Raw genomic sequence first — 16105 nt, forward strand, 5'->3', positions numbered from 1 at the left:
AAAACGCTCGGCTGGAGAACCCCAGCCGAGCGCCTGCGTGATCTACTGACGACCACGTAAGCCATCAGGTGTTGCGAGGACCGTTAGAAACCGCCCAGCAGTCGGGCGGGGGCGCCGGTATGTGAGCCGATCTGAGGCATTCTCACCAGCGCTTCGCACGCTGCGTGGTGGATGTGCTACGTTCCGCATTATCAACAGAACATAGAGGACCCCGGCGGTGCTACCAACACCCCGGGGCCTGGCACCAGGAGCAAGACCTCCAGATGCAGATTCATCGTAGCGCCCACGCGCGCTCGTTCACCGTGCTTCCCAACGGCCTGTTGCAGGACCGTCGCCTCAGCTACACCGCTCGCGGACTGCTCGCCGATCTCCTCTCCCGCCCCGACGGTTGGCGCGAGGACGGCCGACACATGGCGGACACCAGCGTCCAGGGCCGTGGCGCCGTCCGGCGGGCGCTCAAGGAACTCACCGACGCCGGGTACTACCGGGTCGTTCGCGTCCGGCTGCCCGACGGGACCATCCGCTCCGAGGCCCATGTCTTCGACGTCCCGCAGCTCGGGCCACCGGGTGCCGCCCGTCCGGTCGCCGGTGGACGGGACACCGGCCGCCCTGACGCCCTTCCTGGAAAGAACCCGGAAGAAGTACCCACCCTCCCCGCCGAGTTGCCCGACGAGCAGACCCGGGCGGCGGTGGCGGCGCTCTTCCGCGCGATCCGGCCCGAACCGCGCCTGCGCCTCGGCGAGCCCGAGGCGCAGGCACTCGCACCCCTCGTCGGCCAGTGGCTCGAACGCGGCAGTACCGCGGCCGATCTGGCCCACGCCCTGCTGCCCGGCCTGCCCACGCCCCTGCACTCACCCGTCGCGATCCTCCGCGACCGCCTCCGCCGCAAACTCCCGCCCCCGCACGCCGAGGCTCCACCCGCCGCCCCCGCCCCGAGAGCCCCAAGAGCCCCCGCATCGACGACGACGACCGCCACCGGCGCGGCCCGCGCCCGCGCGGCCCTCCGCGGGCGCGGGCCGATTCCCGAACCCCGCGCGGCGGCCTGATCGGCCCCGCCGCGCCGTAGCATCGAGGTACCCGAAGCGGCTGTGGGGCCCGCTTGCACCGGGCCCCACAGCTTCGTTCATCGGGTGATCAGGCGTTCTGCCGCGCGGGCTCCTCGCCCGGCTGGCTGGTGATCGAGCGGCTCTGCACCGCCGAGTGGCCGACCACCTCGCCCGGCTTGCCCAGGCCGGTCTCGCCGACGACGACCTCGCGCTCGCCCAGGAACTCGTGGGTCTTCGGGTCGAAGATCCACTCGCTCCGGATGCCGCTGTCCACGTGCGCCACCGCGACGCCGTGGCGGCCCGCGGCGTCCACGGAGTCGTCGACCACGGTGACCCCGGGGATCTTCGCCGCAGCCCGGTAGAGCGCGGCGCTGACCGCCGGCGGGGCGATCTGCTCGCGCAGCAGGTCCCCGATGGTCACGAAGGCCTCCTGGTCCGGCGTGCGGCCCTGGCCCTTGGTCTCGGCGTAGATCTTCTTCAGCAGCGCGTCCGGGTCGGTCGGCAGCGCAGCCAGGTAGTTGTAGGTCGGTGCGCCCAGGCTCGGCTTCTTGCTCGGGTCGAGCCACAGTCCGCCGTCGGTGCGCGGCGCGGGACGCTTGTCCGCGCCCTCCTTGCCGGCCTCGGCCTCGGCCTCGCCGGCCTTGGGGCCCTTGGCGCCCAAGCCCTCCTCCTTCAGCACGCCCCACTGGCTGCCGTCCACCGAGAGCCAGATCTGGCGGCGGTGCGGCTTGTCGACCTTCGTCTCGCCGGTGGCCAGGTTGGTGCCGGCGAAGGCGACCAGGCTGTCGATGTAGACGAACTGGTTCTTGCCGGGCTTCGGGTCGGGCTTGCCGGCCGCGCTGTCGGCGGCCTGGGTCAGCAGCTGAACGGCGCCGACCGGGGCGGCGTTCAGCGTCGTGGTCTCCTGCTGCGGAGCCTGCGGGCCCCCCTGGACCTGCTGCTGGGCCTGCTGCTGCGGCGCCGGTGTACCGTCACCGCCCCCGTTGGTCAGCACCAGCGCCAGCGCCAGTCCACCCGCCAGGGCGGGCACCGCCACCCAGCCGAGCCTGCCGCGACGGGCCCGCGCGGGGTTCGTCTCCCGGATCTCACTCATCAGATGTCCCCTCAACAACCGGTGGCGGTCGGCGGAGAGCTCGGGCCTCGCCGGGCCCGGCACCAGCCGGTCCAGCTCGGCGCGTTCGTCCTCGTTCATCGGTTCGTCTCCCGTATCGACCGGGCCGCTTCGACGCGGCCAACCCGTACCTGTCCGGGGCCCTGGCGCAGTTCCCGCCCGTTCCTCAATTCCTCCTCGGCGAGCGCGCGGAGCTTGGTCCGGGCGCGCGAGAGCCGTGAACGCACCGTGCCGATCGGCACCCCCAGGGCCTCGGCCGCGCTCGCGTAGTCCAGGCCCGCCCACACACAGAGCCCGAACACCTCCCGCTCGGCCTTCCGCAACCGGCCGAGCGCCCGCCGGGCGGCGGCCAGCTGGGCGCTGTCGTCCAGCCGCCCCACCAGCTCGTCGGCGAAGTCCGGAACCGTCTCCCGGTGCGGCAGCCGCTCCATCGCCGCCCGGTGCCGGCGCGCCGCCCGGGCGGTGTTCCGCAGGACGTTCGCGGCGATCCCGAACAGCCAGGGCCGCACCGCCCCGTCGTCGTCGCGCAGCCGGTGCCGCAGCCGCCACCCCTCCAGGAAGGTCAGCTGGACGACGTCCTCCGCCACCGCCCAGTCCCCGGTGGCCCGCACGGCGTAGCGGTACAGATCACCCGCCGTCTCGTCGAACAGCTCCCCGAACGCCCACTGATCGCCATCCCGTATCCGTCCCCGCTGCGACAGTTCCACACCTCCCCCTGTCCGCAGCACCGGACCGGTTCCGCCCCGCGCACGGCCAACCGCACCGAGGCGGCCCCGTCTCCCGAGTAACCTGAAAACACGGCCGGCATGCCGAAGTTCATCTGCGGAACCGCCGAACCGGGTGACAGGATCATCCCACCATGAGATCGCACACGGAATGCCAAGCACCGCAGTGGCGGTCCAGTGGAGCCTCCTGGTCCGGCTTCGAGCACGCTGCGAGCGATGGGGAGCGGACATTGGGTCCGAGTGAGACCGCGTTCGGCGGGATCGAGACGAGCGACCTCCACTACGAGGTCGCGAAACGGGTGCTGCTGCGCGCGGTGGAGCTGAGAGTCGAGCCCGGACGGAGCGTCGCGGTGACCGGGCCGAGCGGCTGCGGCAAGAGCACCCTGCTGAGCCTGCTCGCCGGACTGCTCCGGCCGACCCGGGGCTCGATCCGGATCGCGGGCCAGGACATGACGGCCGTCGCCGCCGGGCGGCGCGCGGCACTGCGCCTGCGCAGCGTCGGAATGATCTACCAGTTCGGCGAACTCCTCCCCGAACTCAGCCCGCTGGAGAACACGGTGCTGCCCGCCCTGCTCGCGGGCCTGTCGAAGCAGGAGGCCTACGCGCGCGGCACCGAACTGCTCGGCGGCCTCGGAATCGAGGCCTCCCTGTCCACGGAGACCGGCTCACTCTCCGGGGGCGAGCGCCAACGCGTCGCCGTGGCGAGGGCGTTGATCGGACACCCCCAGGTCGTCCTGGCGGACGAGCCGACCGGGGCGCTGGACGGCAAGGCCTCGGCCTCGGTGGCGGACCTCCTCTTCTCCCTGCCCTCCACGTACGGCTGCGCCCTCGTCGTCGTCACCCACAACCCGGCGGTGGCGGCACGAGCCGATCAGGTCATGGTGATGGCCGACGGACGCCTGCGCACGGCCGACCGGGCACCGGGTGCCGACGCGGAGGCGGCGCGGTGACCCGCACCGCCACCGCCCCCGGCGCCGGAGGCCCCGGTCGGCTGCGCCTCACCCTGGCGATCGGCCGCCGCGCCGGGCGCGGGCGGGCCGGCACGATGCACCGGGCCTCGCTGTTCTGTGCGGCCGTGATCGCGCTGCTCACCGCATGGACGGTGGTCGGCTCGGCCGTGGTGCACGAGGCACGCGACCAGCGCATGACCGCCAGGAACCCCGTTCCGGTCGGCGCGGCCGGGCACGCCTCGGCCGTGGCGCGCTGGTGGGAGCGTCCGGACAGCATCGCCGGACGGGCCGTCTCCGTGATCCACGTCCGGCCGCTCCGCCAGGACGCCGCGCCGCCGCCCGGCCTTCCCCGCTGGCCCGAGCCGGGCGAGGCCTACCTCTCCCCGGCACTGCTCGCCGCGGACCCGGCCATGGCGAGCCGTTACGGGAGGCTCGCCGGGACGGTCGCGCACGAAGGCCTGGCCGACGGCGCCGAGTTGATCGCGTACCTCAACCCGCCCCGGGAGTCCTTCTTCGCCGAGGTCAGCGAGGAGAACTCCTACATCGGCGGCTTCGGCAACCCGGACCGGGTGTTCTTCTTCGTCACCAGCCACCAGTTCGACCGGGGCCTCGCCGAACTGCACATCCTGCTGCTCCTGATGGCCGGGCTCCCCTGCGGCGCCCTGGTCCTGGTGGCGGTCCGCAGCCAGTCCGAGTCCCGCGACCGGCGTCTGTCCATGCTGGACGCGCTCGGGGCACCGACCGGTGTCCGGGCCCTGGTCCTCGCCGGGGAGGCCGCACTGCCGCTCCTGGCCGGCCTCGGCATCGGCGCCGGTCTGATCGCCGGTATCTCCCTGACCTCTCCGACGCTTCCCTTCACCGGCTATCCGGTCTGGTCGGAGGACCTCCGGTCCGGCCTGCCGCTCCTGCCGTTCGCCCTGTTCGGCGTGTTCGCGCTGCTGCTCCTGGTCGTCGTGGCGGCGGGCATCCGCCGGCCGAGGCGCACCGGCACCCGGCCGGGCCGGGTGCCGCCCACCCCGGCCCGCTGGGCCCCGGTGGTGTTCGGCGCCGGGCTCGCGGTGGCCGCCTGGGGCTCGAACGCCCGGGGCGTCGAGGGCCGGAGCGGGTTCGTGATCGGCGCCGCGGTGACGCTGATCGCCCTTCCGCACACGGCCGCCCGGCTGTCCCGTCTGCTGGGCCGCAGGCTCGCCGACCGGGGTGCGGCGAAGGGCGACGCCGGCCGGTTGATCGCGGGGCGCTGGCTGGCCTCGCGGCCGGCCACCCTCGCCCGACTCAGCGCGGCCCTGCTGGTGGGGCTCGGCATGATCACCATCGGCCAGGTGCTGACCACCCAGTTCACCGGGCCCGCGGAGCAGGCCCGGCAGCGGTTCGAGCAGTCCGGCGCCTCGCTGGTGCAGGTCAGGGCCCGCAACATCCCCGCCACCGCCGAAGGGTTCGTCGCCGCGGCGGGCGCGTCGCGCACCCTGCGCTACTCCCCGCAGACCGGTGCGGACGACGGGACCCCGCGGGTCGGCCTCACCGGCCGGTGCGAAGGGCTCGCCGAACTGGGGCGGCTGAGGGCGTGCCCGCCCGGTCCCGTCCCGCCCGAGGAGGCCTTCGAGAGCCTGACGCCGCTCGGCCGCCAGATCCTGCTGGGCGACGAGATGGTCAGCGCGCCGGTGGCGACCGTCTGCGGCTGTGCCGCCTCCGCGGCCGGCGGCGATCTGGCGCTCCACGGATTCCTGGTCCTCAACCGCGACGGGGAGGCGGGGGTGTCCGCGATCGAGCAGGCCGCCTACGCGCACCTGATCGGGCCGATGACCTACCGGCCCGGACAGTCCTGGATGCTCGGCACCGCGGCGCAGGCCGCCCAGGTCCGCTGGCTGCTCGACGTCGCGCTGCTCGGTCTGCTGGCCCTGGCCCTGGCGGGGACACTGGGCGCCGCCGGAATCTTCCTCGAACAGGCCAGGGCACTCGGTCCGCTCGCGGCGTTCCGCACCGACCGCCGGTTCTACAGCGGCATCGCGTTCTGGAACCTCGCCCTTCCGCTGGGCGCCGTCGGGGTGGCGGGAGCCCTGGTCGCGGGACTCCTCGGCCGACTGCTGATCAACCTCGGCAAGGGCGGGTCGATGTCCCTCCCGCTGCTCGCGCTGGGGCTCGGCGTGGTCGCCGCCTCGGGTACCGCCGTCGCCCTGGTCTGCGGCCGGGTCGCGGCGGGGCAGGCGGCCGCCTGGCGTCCCCGGGCGGACTGACCGGGCAGTCCCCCGGAAACGGGAACGGCGGGCCCGCGTCCACCGGGGACGCGGGCCCGCCGTTCAGGGCTTCGGCCGGCTGTCAGCGCATCGAGCCCGTGCGGAGCAGGGTGCGGATGACGCGCATCGCGACGGAGAGGCTGGACAGCTCGTAGTTGTCCGAACCCCTTATGTCGTCGAGGGTGCTCTTGGCGCGGTTCAGCAGGGTGGAGTTGAGGTCCGCCCAGGCGGTGTAGCGCTCCTCGGGGGCCGCGCCGTCGGGGCCGCAGGCCAGGATGTCGGCGGTCAGCGCCGCGTGGGCCGCGAAGAGGTCCTCGCGGATGGCGGCGCGGGCCATGGACGACCAGCGGTCGGTGCGGGGCAGCTCGATGATGCGGTCGAGCAGGTGGGTGATCTGGAGACGGTCGGCGAGGTCGTAGTAGAGCTCGGCGACCTGGGCGACGTCCTTGCCGGAACGGTCCGCGACCTCGGTGATGTCCAGGGTCGGGAAGGTCGAGGACAGGCCCGCGATCCGGGTGGCGAGCTGCTCCGGGACGCCGGCCTCGGTGAGCTCGTTGTAGACCTTCTCGAACCAGACGAGGTCGTCGCCGCGCAGCGGCTTGGGCAGCGAGCCCCAGACCTGGTTGACCCGGTCGTGGAAGAACTCGATGGTGCCGGCGATGTCCAGCGGCTGGCGCCGGTTGTTGAGCATCCACCGGGTGGCGCGCTCGACGAGGCGGCGGGCGTGCAGCCTCATCTTGGTCTGCGCCCGGGCCGGGACCCGGTTGTCCAGGCCCGCGATCTCGGCCCAGATCTCCTCCAGGCCGAAGACGGCCCGGGCGGCGGTGTGGGTCCGGGCGACCTCCTCGTAGGTGGCCCCGGTCTCCTCCTTCAGGCGGAAGGCGAAGGTGCAGCCGCCGCGGTTGATCGTGTCGTTGACGATCAGCGTGGTGATGATCTCGCGGCGCAGCGGGTGCCGGTCGATCTGCTCGGCGAACCGGGCCCGCAGCGCGCTCGGGAAGTAGTCGTGCAGCGCGGTGCGGAAGAACGGGTCGTCGGGCAGCTCGGTGGCGAGCAGCTCGTCGGCCAGGGTGATCTTGGTGTAGGCGAGCAGCACCGACATCTCGGGCTGGGACAGGCCCCGGCCGTTCTGCTGGCGCTCGCGGATCTGCCGCTCGGTGGGCAGGTACTCCAGGGCCCGGTCGAGCTGTCCGCCCGACTCCAGGCGGTTGATCATCCGGGAGTGGACGTTGACCATGCTGTGCGCCTGGGCGACCGCGTTGGCCAGCACCACGTTCTGCGCGTAGTTGTTGCGCAGCACGAGGTGGCCGACCTCGTCCGTCATCTCGGCGAGCAGGGTGTTGCGCTGCTTGACCGTCATGTCGCCGTCGGCGACCACCTGGTTGAGCAGGATCTTGATGTTGACCTCGTGGTCCGAGGTGTCCACGCCGGCCGAGTTGTCGATGGCGTCGGTGTTGATCCAGCCGCCGGCGCCCTCGGGGCCGCCGGAGGAGGCGTACTCGATGCGGCCGAGCTGGGTGCAGCCGAGGTTGCCGCCCTCGCCGACGACGCGGGCGCGGACCTGCTCGCCGTTGACGCGGATGGCGTCGTTGGCCTTGTCGCCGACCTCGGCGTTGGTCTCGGTGGAGGCCTTGACGTAGGTGCCGATGCCGCCGTTCCAGAACAGGTCGACCGGCGCCTGGAGGACGGCCTTCATCAGTTCGGCGGGGGTGAGCCGGGTGTCGGAGACCCCGAGCACGGCCCGGACCTGCGGCGACAGCTGGATCGACTTGGCACTGCGCGGGAAGACGCCGCCGCCCGCCGAGATCAGCGACTTGTCGTAGTCGTCCCAGGAGCTGCGGGGCAGCTCGAAGAGGCGGCGGCGCTCGGCGTAGGAGACGGCCGCGTCCGGGTTGGGGTCGAGGAAGATGTGGCGGTGGTCGAAGGCGGCGACCAGGCGGATGTGCTCGCTGAGCAGCATGCCGTTGCCGAAGACGTCACCGGACATGTCGCCGATGCCGACGGCGGTGAAGTCCTCGGTCTGGGTGTCGTGGCCCAGCTCGCGGAAGTTGCGTTTGACCGACTCCCAGGCGCCGCGGGCGGTGATGCCCATGCCCTTGTGGTCGTAGCCGGCCGAGCCGCCGGAGGCGAACGCGTCGCCCAGCCAGAAGCCGTAGGACTCGGCGACACCGTTGGCGATGTCGGAGAAGGTCGCGGTGCCCTTGTCGGCGGCGACGACCAGGTAGGTGTCGTCCTCGTCGTGGCGGACCACGTCGGCGGGGTGGACGACCTCGCCGGCGACCAGGTTGTCGGTGATGTCCAGCAGCGCCGAGATGAACGTCTTGTAGGACGAGATGCCCTCGGCCAGCCAGGCGTCGCGGTCGACCGACGGGTCCGGCAGCTGCTTGGCGACGAAACCGCCCTTGGCGCCGACCGGCACGATGACGGTGTTCTTCACCATCTGCGCCTTGACCAGGCCGAGGATCTCGGTGCGGAAGTCCTCACGCCGGTCGGACCAGCGCAGACCGCCGCGGGCGACCTTGCCGAAGCGCAGGTGCACGCCCTCGACCTGCGGCGAGTAGACCCAGATCTCGAACGCCGGGCGCGGGGCCGGAAGGTCCGGGATGGCCTGCGGGTCGAACTTCATCGACACGTAGGAGTGCCACGCGCCCGAGCCGTCGTGCTGGAAGAAGTTGGTCCGCAGGGTGGCCTTGATGAGGTGCAGGAAGGAGCGCAGGATGCGGTCCTCGTCCAGCGAGACGACCTCGTCCAGCGCGCCGGCCAGCTCCTCCAGGATGCCCTCGGTCAGCTCCAGCGCGCCCCGCTGGTGGCTGGGGCTCAGCCTGGCCTCGAAGAGGTTCACCAGCAGGCGGGTGGTGTGGGTGTTGTTGCGGAGCGCGTCCTCCATGTAGTCCTGGGAGAACGTGGAGCCCGCCTGGCGCAGGTACTTGGCGTACGCGCGCAGCATCATCGCCTGGCGCCAGGTCAGCCCGGCGGTCAGGACCAGCTCGTTGAAGCCGTCGTTCTCGGCCTTGCCGGTCCAGGTGGCGGCGAAGGTCTCCTGGAAGCGCTCGCGGGCCTCGTCGGTCAGCTCCACGGCCTCGCGCAGCCGCAGGCCGAAGTCGTAGACCCAGGCGGTGGTGTGGTCGGAGCGGGTCAGCGCGTACGGGTGCTCGTCGAGCACCTCGACGCCCAGCCGCTGGAGGACCGGCAGCACCTCGGTGAGCGAGATCGGGCCGCCCACCCGGTAGATCTTGAAGCGGCGCTCGTCGTCGCCCGCGCCGACCGGCTGGTAGAGGTTGAGCCGGAAGTCGCCCTCGCCGTGCAGCGACTCGATCTGCTTGAGGTCGGCCACGGCGGTGCGCGCGGTGAAGTCGGCGCGGTAGCCGTCGGGGAAGGCGTTGGCGTACTTGCGGGACAGCTCGGCCGCCCGCTCCTCGCCCAGCTCGACGTGCAGCTGGTCGTTGAAGCCGTCCATCCAGAACCGGGCGGCCTCGGCCAGCTTGGCCTCGATCCGCTCGACCTCGGCGTCGGTCAGCTGCGGCAGCTCGCTGCCGGGGGTGACCCGGACGACGAAGTGCAGACGGGTCAGCACCGACTCCGTCGACCAGACCGTGTAGTCGATCGAGGCGCCGTTGAGCTCCTGCATCAGGATGTCCATGAGGCGCAGCCGGATGCGGGTGGTGTAGCGGTCGCGCGGCAGGTAGACCAGCGCGGAGAAGTAGCGCCCGTACTCGTCCTGGCGCAGGAACAGCCGCAGCCGGCGACGCTCCTGCAGGTAGAGGACGCTGGTGGCGATCTGGAGCAGCTCGTCGGCCTGGGTCTGGAAGATCTCGTCCCGGGGGAAGGTCTCCAGGATCTGCAGCAGGTCGCGGCCGTCGTGGCTCTCGGTGGAGAAGCCGGAGTCGGCGATGACGTCCTGGACCTTGCGGCGGACCACCGGGATGCGGCTGACCGACTCGGTGTACGCGGCGGCCGAGAACAGGCCCAGGAAGCGGCGCTCGCCGACGACCTCGCCGTTGGCGTCGAACTTCTTCACGCCGACGTAGTCGAGGTAGGAGGGGCGGTGCACGGTGGCGCGGCTGTTGGCCTTGGTGAGGACCAGCAGCTTCTTCTCGTGGGCCTTGGCGCGCACCGGCGCGGAGAGCCGGCCGAAGGCCTCGCTGACGGCGTGGTGCTGCTCGTCGCGGGTGACCGGGTCGGAGCGCAGGATGCCGAGGCCGGTGCCGGCGACGGCCCGCAGGACCTCCTCGCCGTCGTGCTCGACGAGGTCGTACTCGCGGTAGCCGAGGAAGGTGAAGTGGTCGTCGGCGAGCCAGCGCATCAGCTCCCAGGCCTCGCCGACCTCCTGCTCGGCCAGGCCGACCGGGGGCTGCTCGGCGAGTTCGTCGGCCAGCCGCAGCGCGGAGTCGCGCATCTTGGTCCAGTCCTCGACGACCTCGCGGACGTCGCCGAGCACCCGGCGCAGGTTGGTCTCGATCTCGCGCAGGTCGTCGCGGTCGGTCTCGCGGTCGACCTCGATGTGCATCCACGACTCGACGGTCGCGTCGGCCGGCAGCTCGGTGCCGGCGGCCTGGCTGCGGGCGCAGGCGTCGACGTCGAGGATCTCCAGCAGCTTGCCGGTGATGTCACGGCGGACGACCAGCTGGGGGTGGATGACGATGTGGATCGCGCGGTCCTGGCGGGACAGCTCGTTGGTGACCGAGTCGACCAGGAACGGCATGTCGTCGGTGACGACCTCGACCACGGTGTGGCCGCAGGACCAGCCGTTCTCCTCGACCGAGGGGGTGTGCACCCGCACCTCGGCGGTGCCCTGCGGGCGCTTGAGGCCCAGGCGGTAGTGCGAGGCGGCCGCGCCGTAGACGTCGACCGGGTCGCGGTCGACCAGGTCCTCGGGCGCGGTGTGGAGGTAGTAGTGGTGCAGGTAAGCGGACAGAGCGCCGTTGCTCAGTCCCTCCCCCGGCGCCGCTCCCCCCACCTGGCTGTTCTCAGCGGCTGCTGCTGCCTTCCTGAGCAGTTCGGCCTTGGCTGCGTCCAGCTTGGTCTGCATGACTTCTTGGCTCCTGTCGCGCGCCGTTGCGTGACTCGGTGGTGGTCTCGCTTCGCACCGCCGGGGGTCTCCCGCAATCCTGCCGCACCGCCCTGCTGAAAAGGGCCCATGGCGCGCATGAAACACCTCTGCAGCGGGTAGGACGAGACGTTCGGCCTGCGGAGCCACCCGACGACGCCAGCCAGCCTAACGGGATCAATCGAAGGTGTCAGGGGACAAGCAGGCGCAAACCTGCAGGAAGACCGGGCTGTCCTGGACAGCTTGTCCAATCAGCCTGCCGGTTTGCGCCGAAAGCCGAAAGTTCGTACGAAGTGCCGTGCGCGGTCCGTGTGCGGAGCGTGGACGCTCAGCCCATGTGCGGATGAACGTGCGTGGTCGGCGGGACGAACGTCTCCTTGATCGACCGGGCCGAGGTCCAGCGCAGCAGGTTCTGCGCGGCGCCCGCCTTGTCGTTGGTGCCCGACGCCCGGCCGCCGCCGAAGGGCTGCTGGCCGACGACGGCGCCGGTCGGCTTGTCGTTGATGTAGAAGTTCCCGGCGGCGAACCGCAGCGCCTCCACCGCCTGCGCGATCGCGTAGCGGTCCTGGGCGACCACCGAGCCGGTCAGCCCGTACGGCGCGCCCGCGTCGACCCGGCCGAGCACGTCGTCCCAGCGGGAGTCCTCGTAGACGTGGACGGCCAGGATCGGGCCGAAGTACTCGGTGCGGAACATCTCGTTGCGGAAGTCCGAGGAGACCAGCACGGTCGGACGGACGAACCAGCCGATCGCGTCGTCGTACTGGCCGCCGGCCGCCAGCTCCACCGTCGGGTCGGCCTTGGCCCGGTCGATGGCGTCCCGGTTCTTCTCGAACGCGCGCCGGTCGATCAGCGCGCCCATGAAGTTCGACAGGTCGGTGACGTCGCCGACGGCCAGCGCGTCCACCTCGGCCAGGAGGTCGTCCTTGATCCGCTGCCAGAGACTGCGCGGCAGGTAGGCGCGGGAGAGCGCCGAGCACTTCTGGCCCTGGTACTCGAAGGCGCCGCGGATCAGGGCCGCCTTGAGGATCTCCGGGTCGGCCGAGCGGTGCGCCAGCAGGAAGTCCTTGCCGCCGGTCTCGCCGACGATCCGCGGGTACGCCTTGTAGCCGCCGATGTTGGCGCCGATGGTCTGCCAGAGCGAGCGGAAGGTCGCGGTGGAGCCGGTGAAGTGCAGTCCGGCCAGGGCCGGGTCGGCGAGCGCCACCGCGGACAGCTGCTGCCCGTCGCCGGTGACCAGGTTGACCACGCCGGGCGGCAGGCCCGCCGCCTCCAGCAGCCGCATCAGGTGGTGCGCGGCCAGCGTCTGGGTCGGCGCGGGCTTCCACACCACCGTGTTGCCCATCAGCGCGGGCGCGGTCGGCAGGTTTCCGGCGATCGCGGTGAAGTTGAACGGGGTGATCGCGTAGACGAAGCCCTCCAGCGGGCGGTGGTCGGTACGGTTCCACACCCCCGGCGAGGAGACCGGCTGGTCGGCCAGGATCTGCCGGGCGAAGTGCGCGTTCCAGCGCCAGAAGTCGATCAGCTCGCAGGCCGAGTCGATCTCCGCCTGCTGCGCCGTCTTGGACTGCCCGAGCATGGTGGCCGCGTTGAGCGTCTCGCGCCACGGCCCGGCCAGCAGGTCGGCGGCGCGCAGGAACACCGCCGCCCGGTCGTCGAAGGACAGCGCCCGCCACTCCCGCCCGGCCGCCAGCGCGGCGTCCACCGCGGCCCGGGCGTCCTCCCGGGTGGCGTTGCCGAGGACGCCCAGCTTGGCCGCGTGGTGGTGCGGCTGGACGACGTCGATCCGCTCGCCGCCGCCGAACCGCTGCTCGCCGCCGATGGTCATCGGCAGCGGGACCTGCTCGGCCGCCAGCTCGTCCAGCCGGCGCACCAGACGCTCCCGCTCCGGGCTGCCGGGCGCGTAGCCGAGCACCGGCTCGTTGCCCGGGACCGGGACCTGGGTGACTGCGTCGATGGGCATGGCGGGCTCCGCTCCTCGTCACGGCGGCCGACCCGTTCCGACGACGGGCCCGGCACCCGTCCAGCCTGACCAGCGGCGGGCCGCTCCGCCCGTCCGGACACGCCAACGGTGGACGTGGTCCGCGCCACGCCGGGCGCCGTGCGCGGCCCCCGCGGGCGTCTCAGCCGGCGAGCCGGCCGGCCAGCTCCACCGCCTCCGCCAGGGTGTCCACCACCGGCACGCCGACCGGCTCCAGCTTCTCCCGGGTGTGCGAGCCGCCGGTGTACAGCACCGCGTGGGCGCCCGCGTTCAGCGCGGCCAGCGCGTCGTCCGCCGCGTCGCCGATCAGCACCGTGCGGCCCGGGTCCACCTGCTCGCCGAGCGCCGCCAGGTGCCGGACCAGGTGCTCGGCCTTCTGTCCGCCGGCCGGGCCGCTGCGCCCGTCCACCCGCAGGAACTGGCCGGTCAGGCCGAAGCCCTCGACCACCGGCAGCAGCCGGTCGTGCTCGTACATGGACAGCAGCGACTGGCTGCGTCCGGCCGCCCGCCAGCCGTCCAGCAGCTCGCGGGCGCCGTCGGTGAGGCCGCAGGCGGGGCTCAGCAGGCGGTAGCGGTCGTGGAACGCGTCGTCCAGGCGCTGCCACTCGGCGTCGGAGGGCATCCGGCCGAGCAGGCGCTGGTAGAACCGGGGGATCGGGATCTCGTACTGCTCGCGGTACTCCTGCAGCGTCATCGGGCCCACGCCGATGGTCGCGAAGGCGGCGTTGCTCGCTCCGAGCACCGCCTCCATGTCGTGGAAGAGCGTTCCGTTCCAGTCCCAGACGATATGAGTGCGCACGCGTTGAACGGTAGCGCCGGGCGTCGCCGGACCGGTAGGACGGGGCTCACGCCGCCCGCGCACCGGCCCCGCCGCGGCCGCTCAGGCGAGCAGGGCGGCGATCTCCTGGGTGGCGAACCAGAGCAGGTCGTGGTCCTCGGCGCCGTCCACGGTGAACTGGGCGTCCTGGTCGCCCGCGTCCGCGGCCGCCACCGCCTCGACGGCCGCCGCCACATCGGCCACCACGTCCGCGTCGGAGGGGTCCGCGTGCACCGAGGCCGCCTTGGCGAGCCGCACCGGGCCGGCCAGCACCACCCGGCCGAGCGAGGCCTGGTCCTGGTACTCGTCGCCGGGGAACGGCTTCACCGCCGAGTCGGCGATGTCGAGCGCCACGACGACGCGGCGGCGCGGGGCGGCGGGTTCGGCGGCCAGCAGGCGCAGCGAGGACTGGGCGGCCCGGTTCAGGGCCGCGTACTCCAGCTCCTCCAGGTCGTCGCTGACGTACCACTCGCGCAGCGCGGGCGTCACGGCGTACGCCGCGGACTGCTCCAGCGCGCCGCCCGGGTGCGCCGCCGCCAGGCCGGTCAGGGTGGTGGGCACGTACACGCGCATCGGTGGCACTCTCCGGTTCGTCCAGCGGCACAGCTTCCAGCGCCCCAGAATAAGCGCCGGACGGCCGGCCGTGATCACCCGTTCGCTCCCGGCCGGGCGGGCCGTCCCCGCGGAGGCGGTCAGCGCGCGCTCTCCAGGGAGCGGCGGCAGGTCTCCAGCGCGCTCTCCAGGACCGCTCCGCGGCGGGCCGGGTCCATCATGTTGGGGCCCATCACCGCCAGGTCGGCGGGGGTCGGGGCGAGCAGGTGGACCCGTACGCCGCTCGCCCGCAGCAGCCGGGCCTCCTGCAGCAGCCGGCGGGTCACCGTCCGGCGGTAGCGGGCGACCAACTGGGCGAGCACCCCGCTCGGACGGTTCCGCTCGCGCGGGGCGTGCAAGCGGTGCCGCACGCGCCGGGCGCTCTCGACGGCGGACGCGCCGCCGTCGGTCTCCGGGCGCCCTACCGGGTCGGGCCGCAGCGCCATCGGGGCGAGCACGTACACCTCGTCGAGGCCCCGGTCCAGCAGCAGGTCGGTGTTGGTGGCCGACCAGCAGCCGCCGTCCACGTACTCGGTGCCGCCGACCGGGACGGGCGCGAACCAGCCGGGGATCGCGCAGGAGGCCATCACCGCCTCGTCGACCCGGGCGGGCGGGGCGCCGGGGTCGCCGAAGACCACCCGGCGGCCGCCGCGGTAGTCCACCGCGACGACCCGCAGCGCCGAGCCCTCCGGCCACCCCCTCGTCGCCCCCGGCCCTCCGCCGGGCCCCGCACCGTCCGCGCCGTCGAACAGGCCGCCGACCAGCGCGCCGACCGAGGCCAGCGAGCCCCGGCCGTGCGGCGCCATCGCCGAGACCAGGGTGAGCCAGGGGTACGTGCGCGGGTGCCGGACGGCGTCCCGCAGCAGGCCGGGCGAGCCGATGCCGGCCCGGGGCCGCGGCGGCAGCGCGCCGCCGACCGCCGTGTCGTAGTCGAAGTCGATCCCGGCCAGCGGCCCGGCCGAGACCGGCAGGCCCCGCTGGTGGTCGCGGAGCTGACCGGTGTCCGCCCCGCCGGCGAGCAGCGCGCCGAGGATGGCGCCCGCCGAGGTGCCGAGCAGCACCTCCGCGTCGCCCGGCGGCCGGCCGGTCGCCTCCTCGACGGCGCGCAGCGCGCCGACCGTCCAGGCGGCCCCGAGCACGCCCCCGCCGCCCAGGACCAGGCCCCGCCGGGGAGTGCCCCCGGCCGAGGGCGGTGCCGGGCGCGCCCCGGATACCCATGTCGTCATACCGGCCGCCTGTCGTCGTCGGGGCGGTGGTGGTGCTGCTGCGGTGCCGCGGTGCCGGGCGGACGCCCCGCGAGGCGTACGGCCCGGCCTTCGATCCTGCGCGCGGACCGGCCTGGGGCGCAACGCCCGTCCTGGCCAACGGACCGTCCCCTTTCGGGCCGTCCCGGCCTCCCCGGCGCGTCAACCCGGTGCCCGCCGGGGTGTCCGGAGGCCTGCCGCCGCACGGGCCGACTCACCCGGATAGGTGAACTTCGAAGCCGCCCGGAAGCCCGTCGCAAACCCGTTGCCGCCGTCGGCGGGCGACCACTAGCAAGGACCCGTCCGCACCCGTACCACCGCTCGTCGCCCCGCGCCCGACCACCGACCGCCAACCATCGATCGCC

The 16105-nt window shown here is 73.2% G+C and carries 10 protein-coding genes; 3 read left to right on the plus strand and 7 right to left on the minus strand.

Going from position 1 to position 16105, the window contains the following annotated elements:
• The first annotated feature begins 263 nt into the window (after window positions 1-263).
• Complete coding sequence (locus ACFVFS_RS33540) at window positions 264-1046, plus strand: hypothetical protein (protein ID WP_380628649.1); 783 nt, start codon at window positions 264-266, stop codon at window positions 1044-1046.
• Between the two features lie 88 nt (window positions 1047-1134).
• On the opposite strand, the gene ACFVFS_RS33545 is transcribed toward ACFVFS_RS33540, so the two are convergent.
• Window positions 1135-2238, minus strand: coding sequence for a CU044_5270 family protein (locus ACFVFS_RS33545; RefSeq protein WP_380628650.1), 1104 nt, complete (start codon window positions 2236-2238; stop codon window positions 1135-1137).
• Window positions 2235-2864 carry an RNA polymerase sigma factor gene (locus tag ACFVFS_RS33550; protein ID WP_380628651.1) on the minus strand — a complete coding sequence of 210 codons (630 nt, stop codon included), beginning with the start codon at window positions 2862-2864 and terminating at the stop codon, window positions 2235-2237. The genes ACFVFS_RS33545 and ACFVFS_RS33550 overlap by 4 nt, the downstream gene beginning before the upstream one ends.
• A gap of 248 nt (window positions 2865-3112) precedes the next feature.
• Here ACFVFS_RS33550 and ACFVFS_RS33555 point away from each other — a divergent pair, with 248 nt between their 5' ends.
• The gene (locus ACFVFS_RS33555; RefSeq protein ID WP_380628652.1) at window positions 3113-3832 is read left to right on the plus strand and encodes an ABC transporter ATP-binding protein; all 720 of its coding nucleotides are present in this window, start codon (window positions 3113-3115) and stop codon (window positions 3830-3832) included.
• Window positions 3829-6063, plus strand: coding sequence for a hypothetical protein (locus tag ACFVFS_RS33560; RefSeq protein WP_380628653.1), 2235 nt, complete (start codon window positions 3829-3831; stop codon window positions 6061-6063). Before ACFVFS_RS33555 ends, ACFVFS_RS33560 begins: the two co-directional genes overlap by 4 nt.
• A gap of 82 nt (window positions 6064-6145) precedes the next feature.
• On the opposite strand, the gene ACFVFS_RS33565 is transcribed toward ACFVFS_RS33560, so the two are convergent.
• The 5 genes from ACFVFS_RS33565 to ACFVFS_RS33585 all read right to left on the minus strand — a co-directional run bounded on the left by ACFVFS_RS33565 (window position 6146) and on the right by ACFVFS_RS33585 (window position 15722).
• On the minus strand, window positions 6146-11092 hold the full coding sequence (locus ACFVFS_RS33565; protein WP_380628654.1) for an NAD-glutamate dehydrogenase: 4947 nt from the start codon (window positions 11090-11092) through the stop codon (window positions 6146-6148).
• A 346-nt stretch (window positions 11093-11438) separates the two neighbouring features.
• Complete coding sequence (gene pruA, locus ACFVFS_RS33570; RefSeq protein WP_380628671.1) at window positions 11439-13064, minus strand: L-glutamate gamma-semialdehyde dehydrogenase; 1626 nt, start codon at window positions 13062-13064, stop codon at window positions 11439-11441.
• 166 nt (window positions 13065-13230) lie between these two features.
• Window positions 13231-13887 (minus strand): HAD family hydrolase, encoded by a 657-nt coding sequence (locus ACFVFS_RS33575; RefSeq protein ID WP_380628655.1) that lies wholly within the window; start codon window positions 13885-13887, stop codon window positions 13231-13233.
• A gap of 81 nt (window positions 13888-13968) precedes the next feature.
• Window positions 13969-14478: a DUF6912 family protein gene (locus ACFVFS_RS33580; RefSeq protein WP_380628656.1), complete on the minus strand. Its 510-nt coding sequence runs from the start codon at window positions 14476-14478 to the stop codon at window positions 13969-13971.
• 119 nt (window positions 14479-14597) lie between these two features.
• On the minus strand, window positions 14598-15722 hold the full coding sequence (locus ACFVFS_RS33585; protein WP_380628657.1) for a patatin-like phospholipase family protein: 1125 nt from the start codon (window positions 15720-15722) through the stop codon (window positions 14598-14600).
• Between the last annotated feature and the right edge of the window lie 383 nt (window positions 15723-16105).

The organism is Kitasatospora sp. NPDC057692 (assembly GCF_042799475.1).
In the GTDB taxonomy this organism is placed as follows: domain Bacteria; phylum Actinomycetota; class Actinomycetes; order Streptomycetales; family Streptomycetaceae; genus Kitasatospora.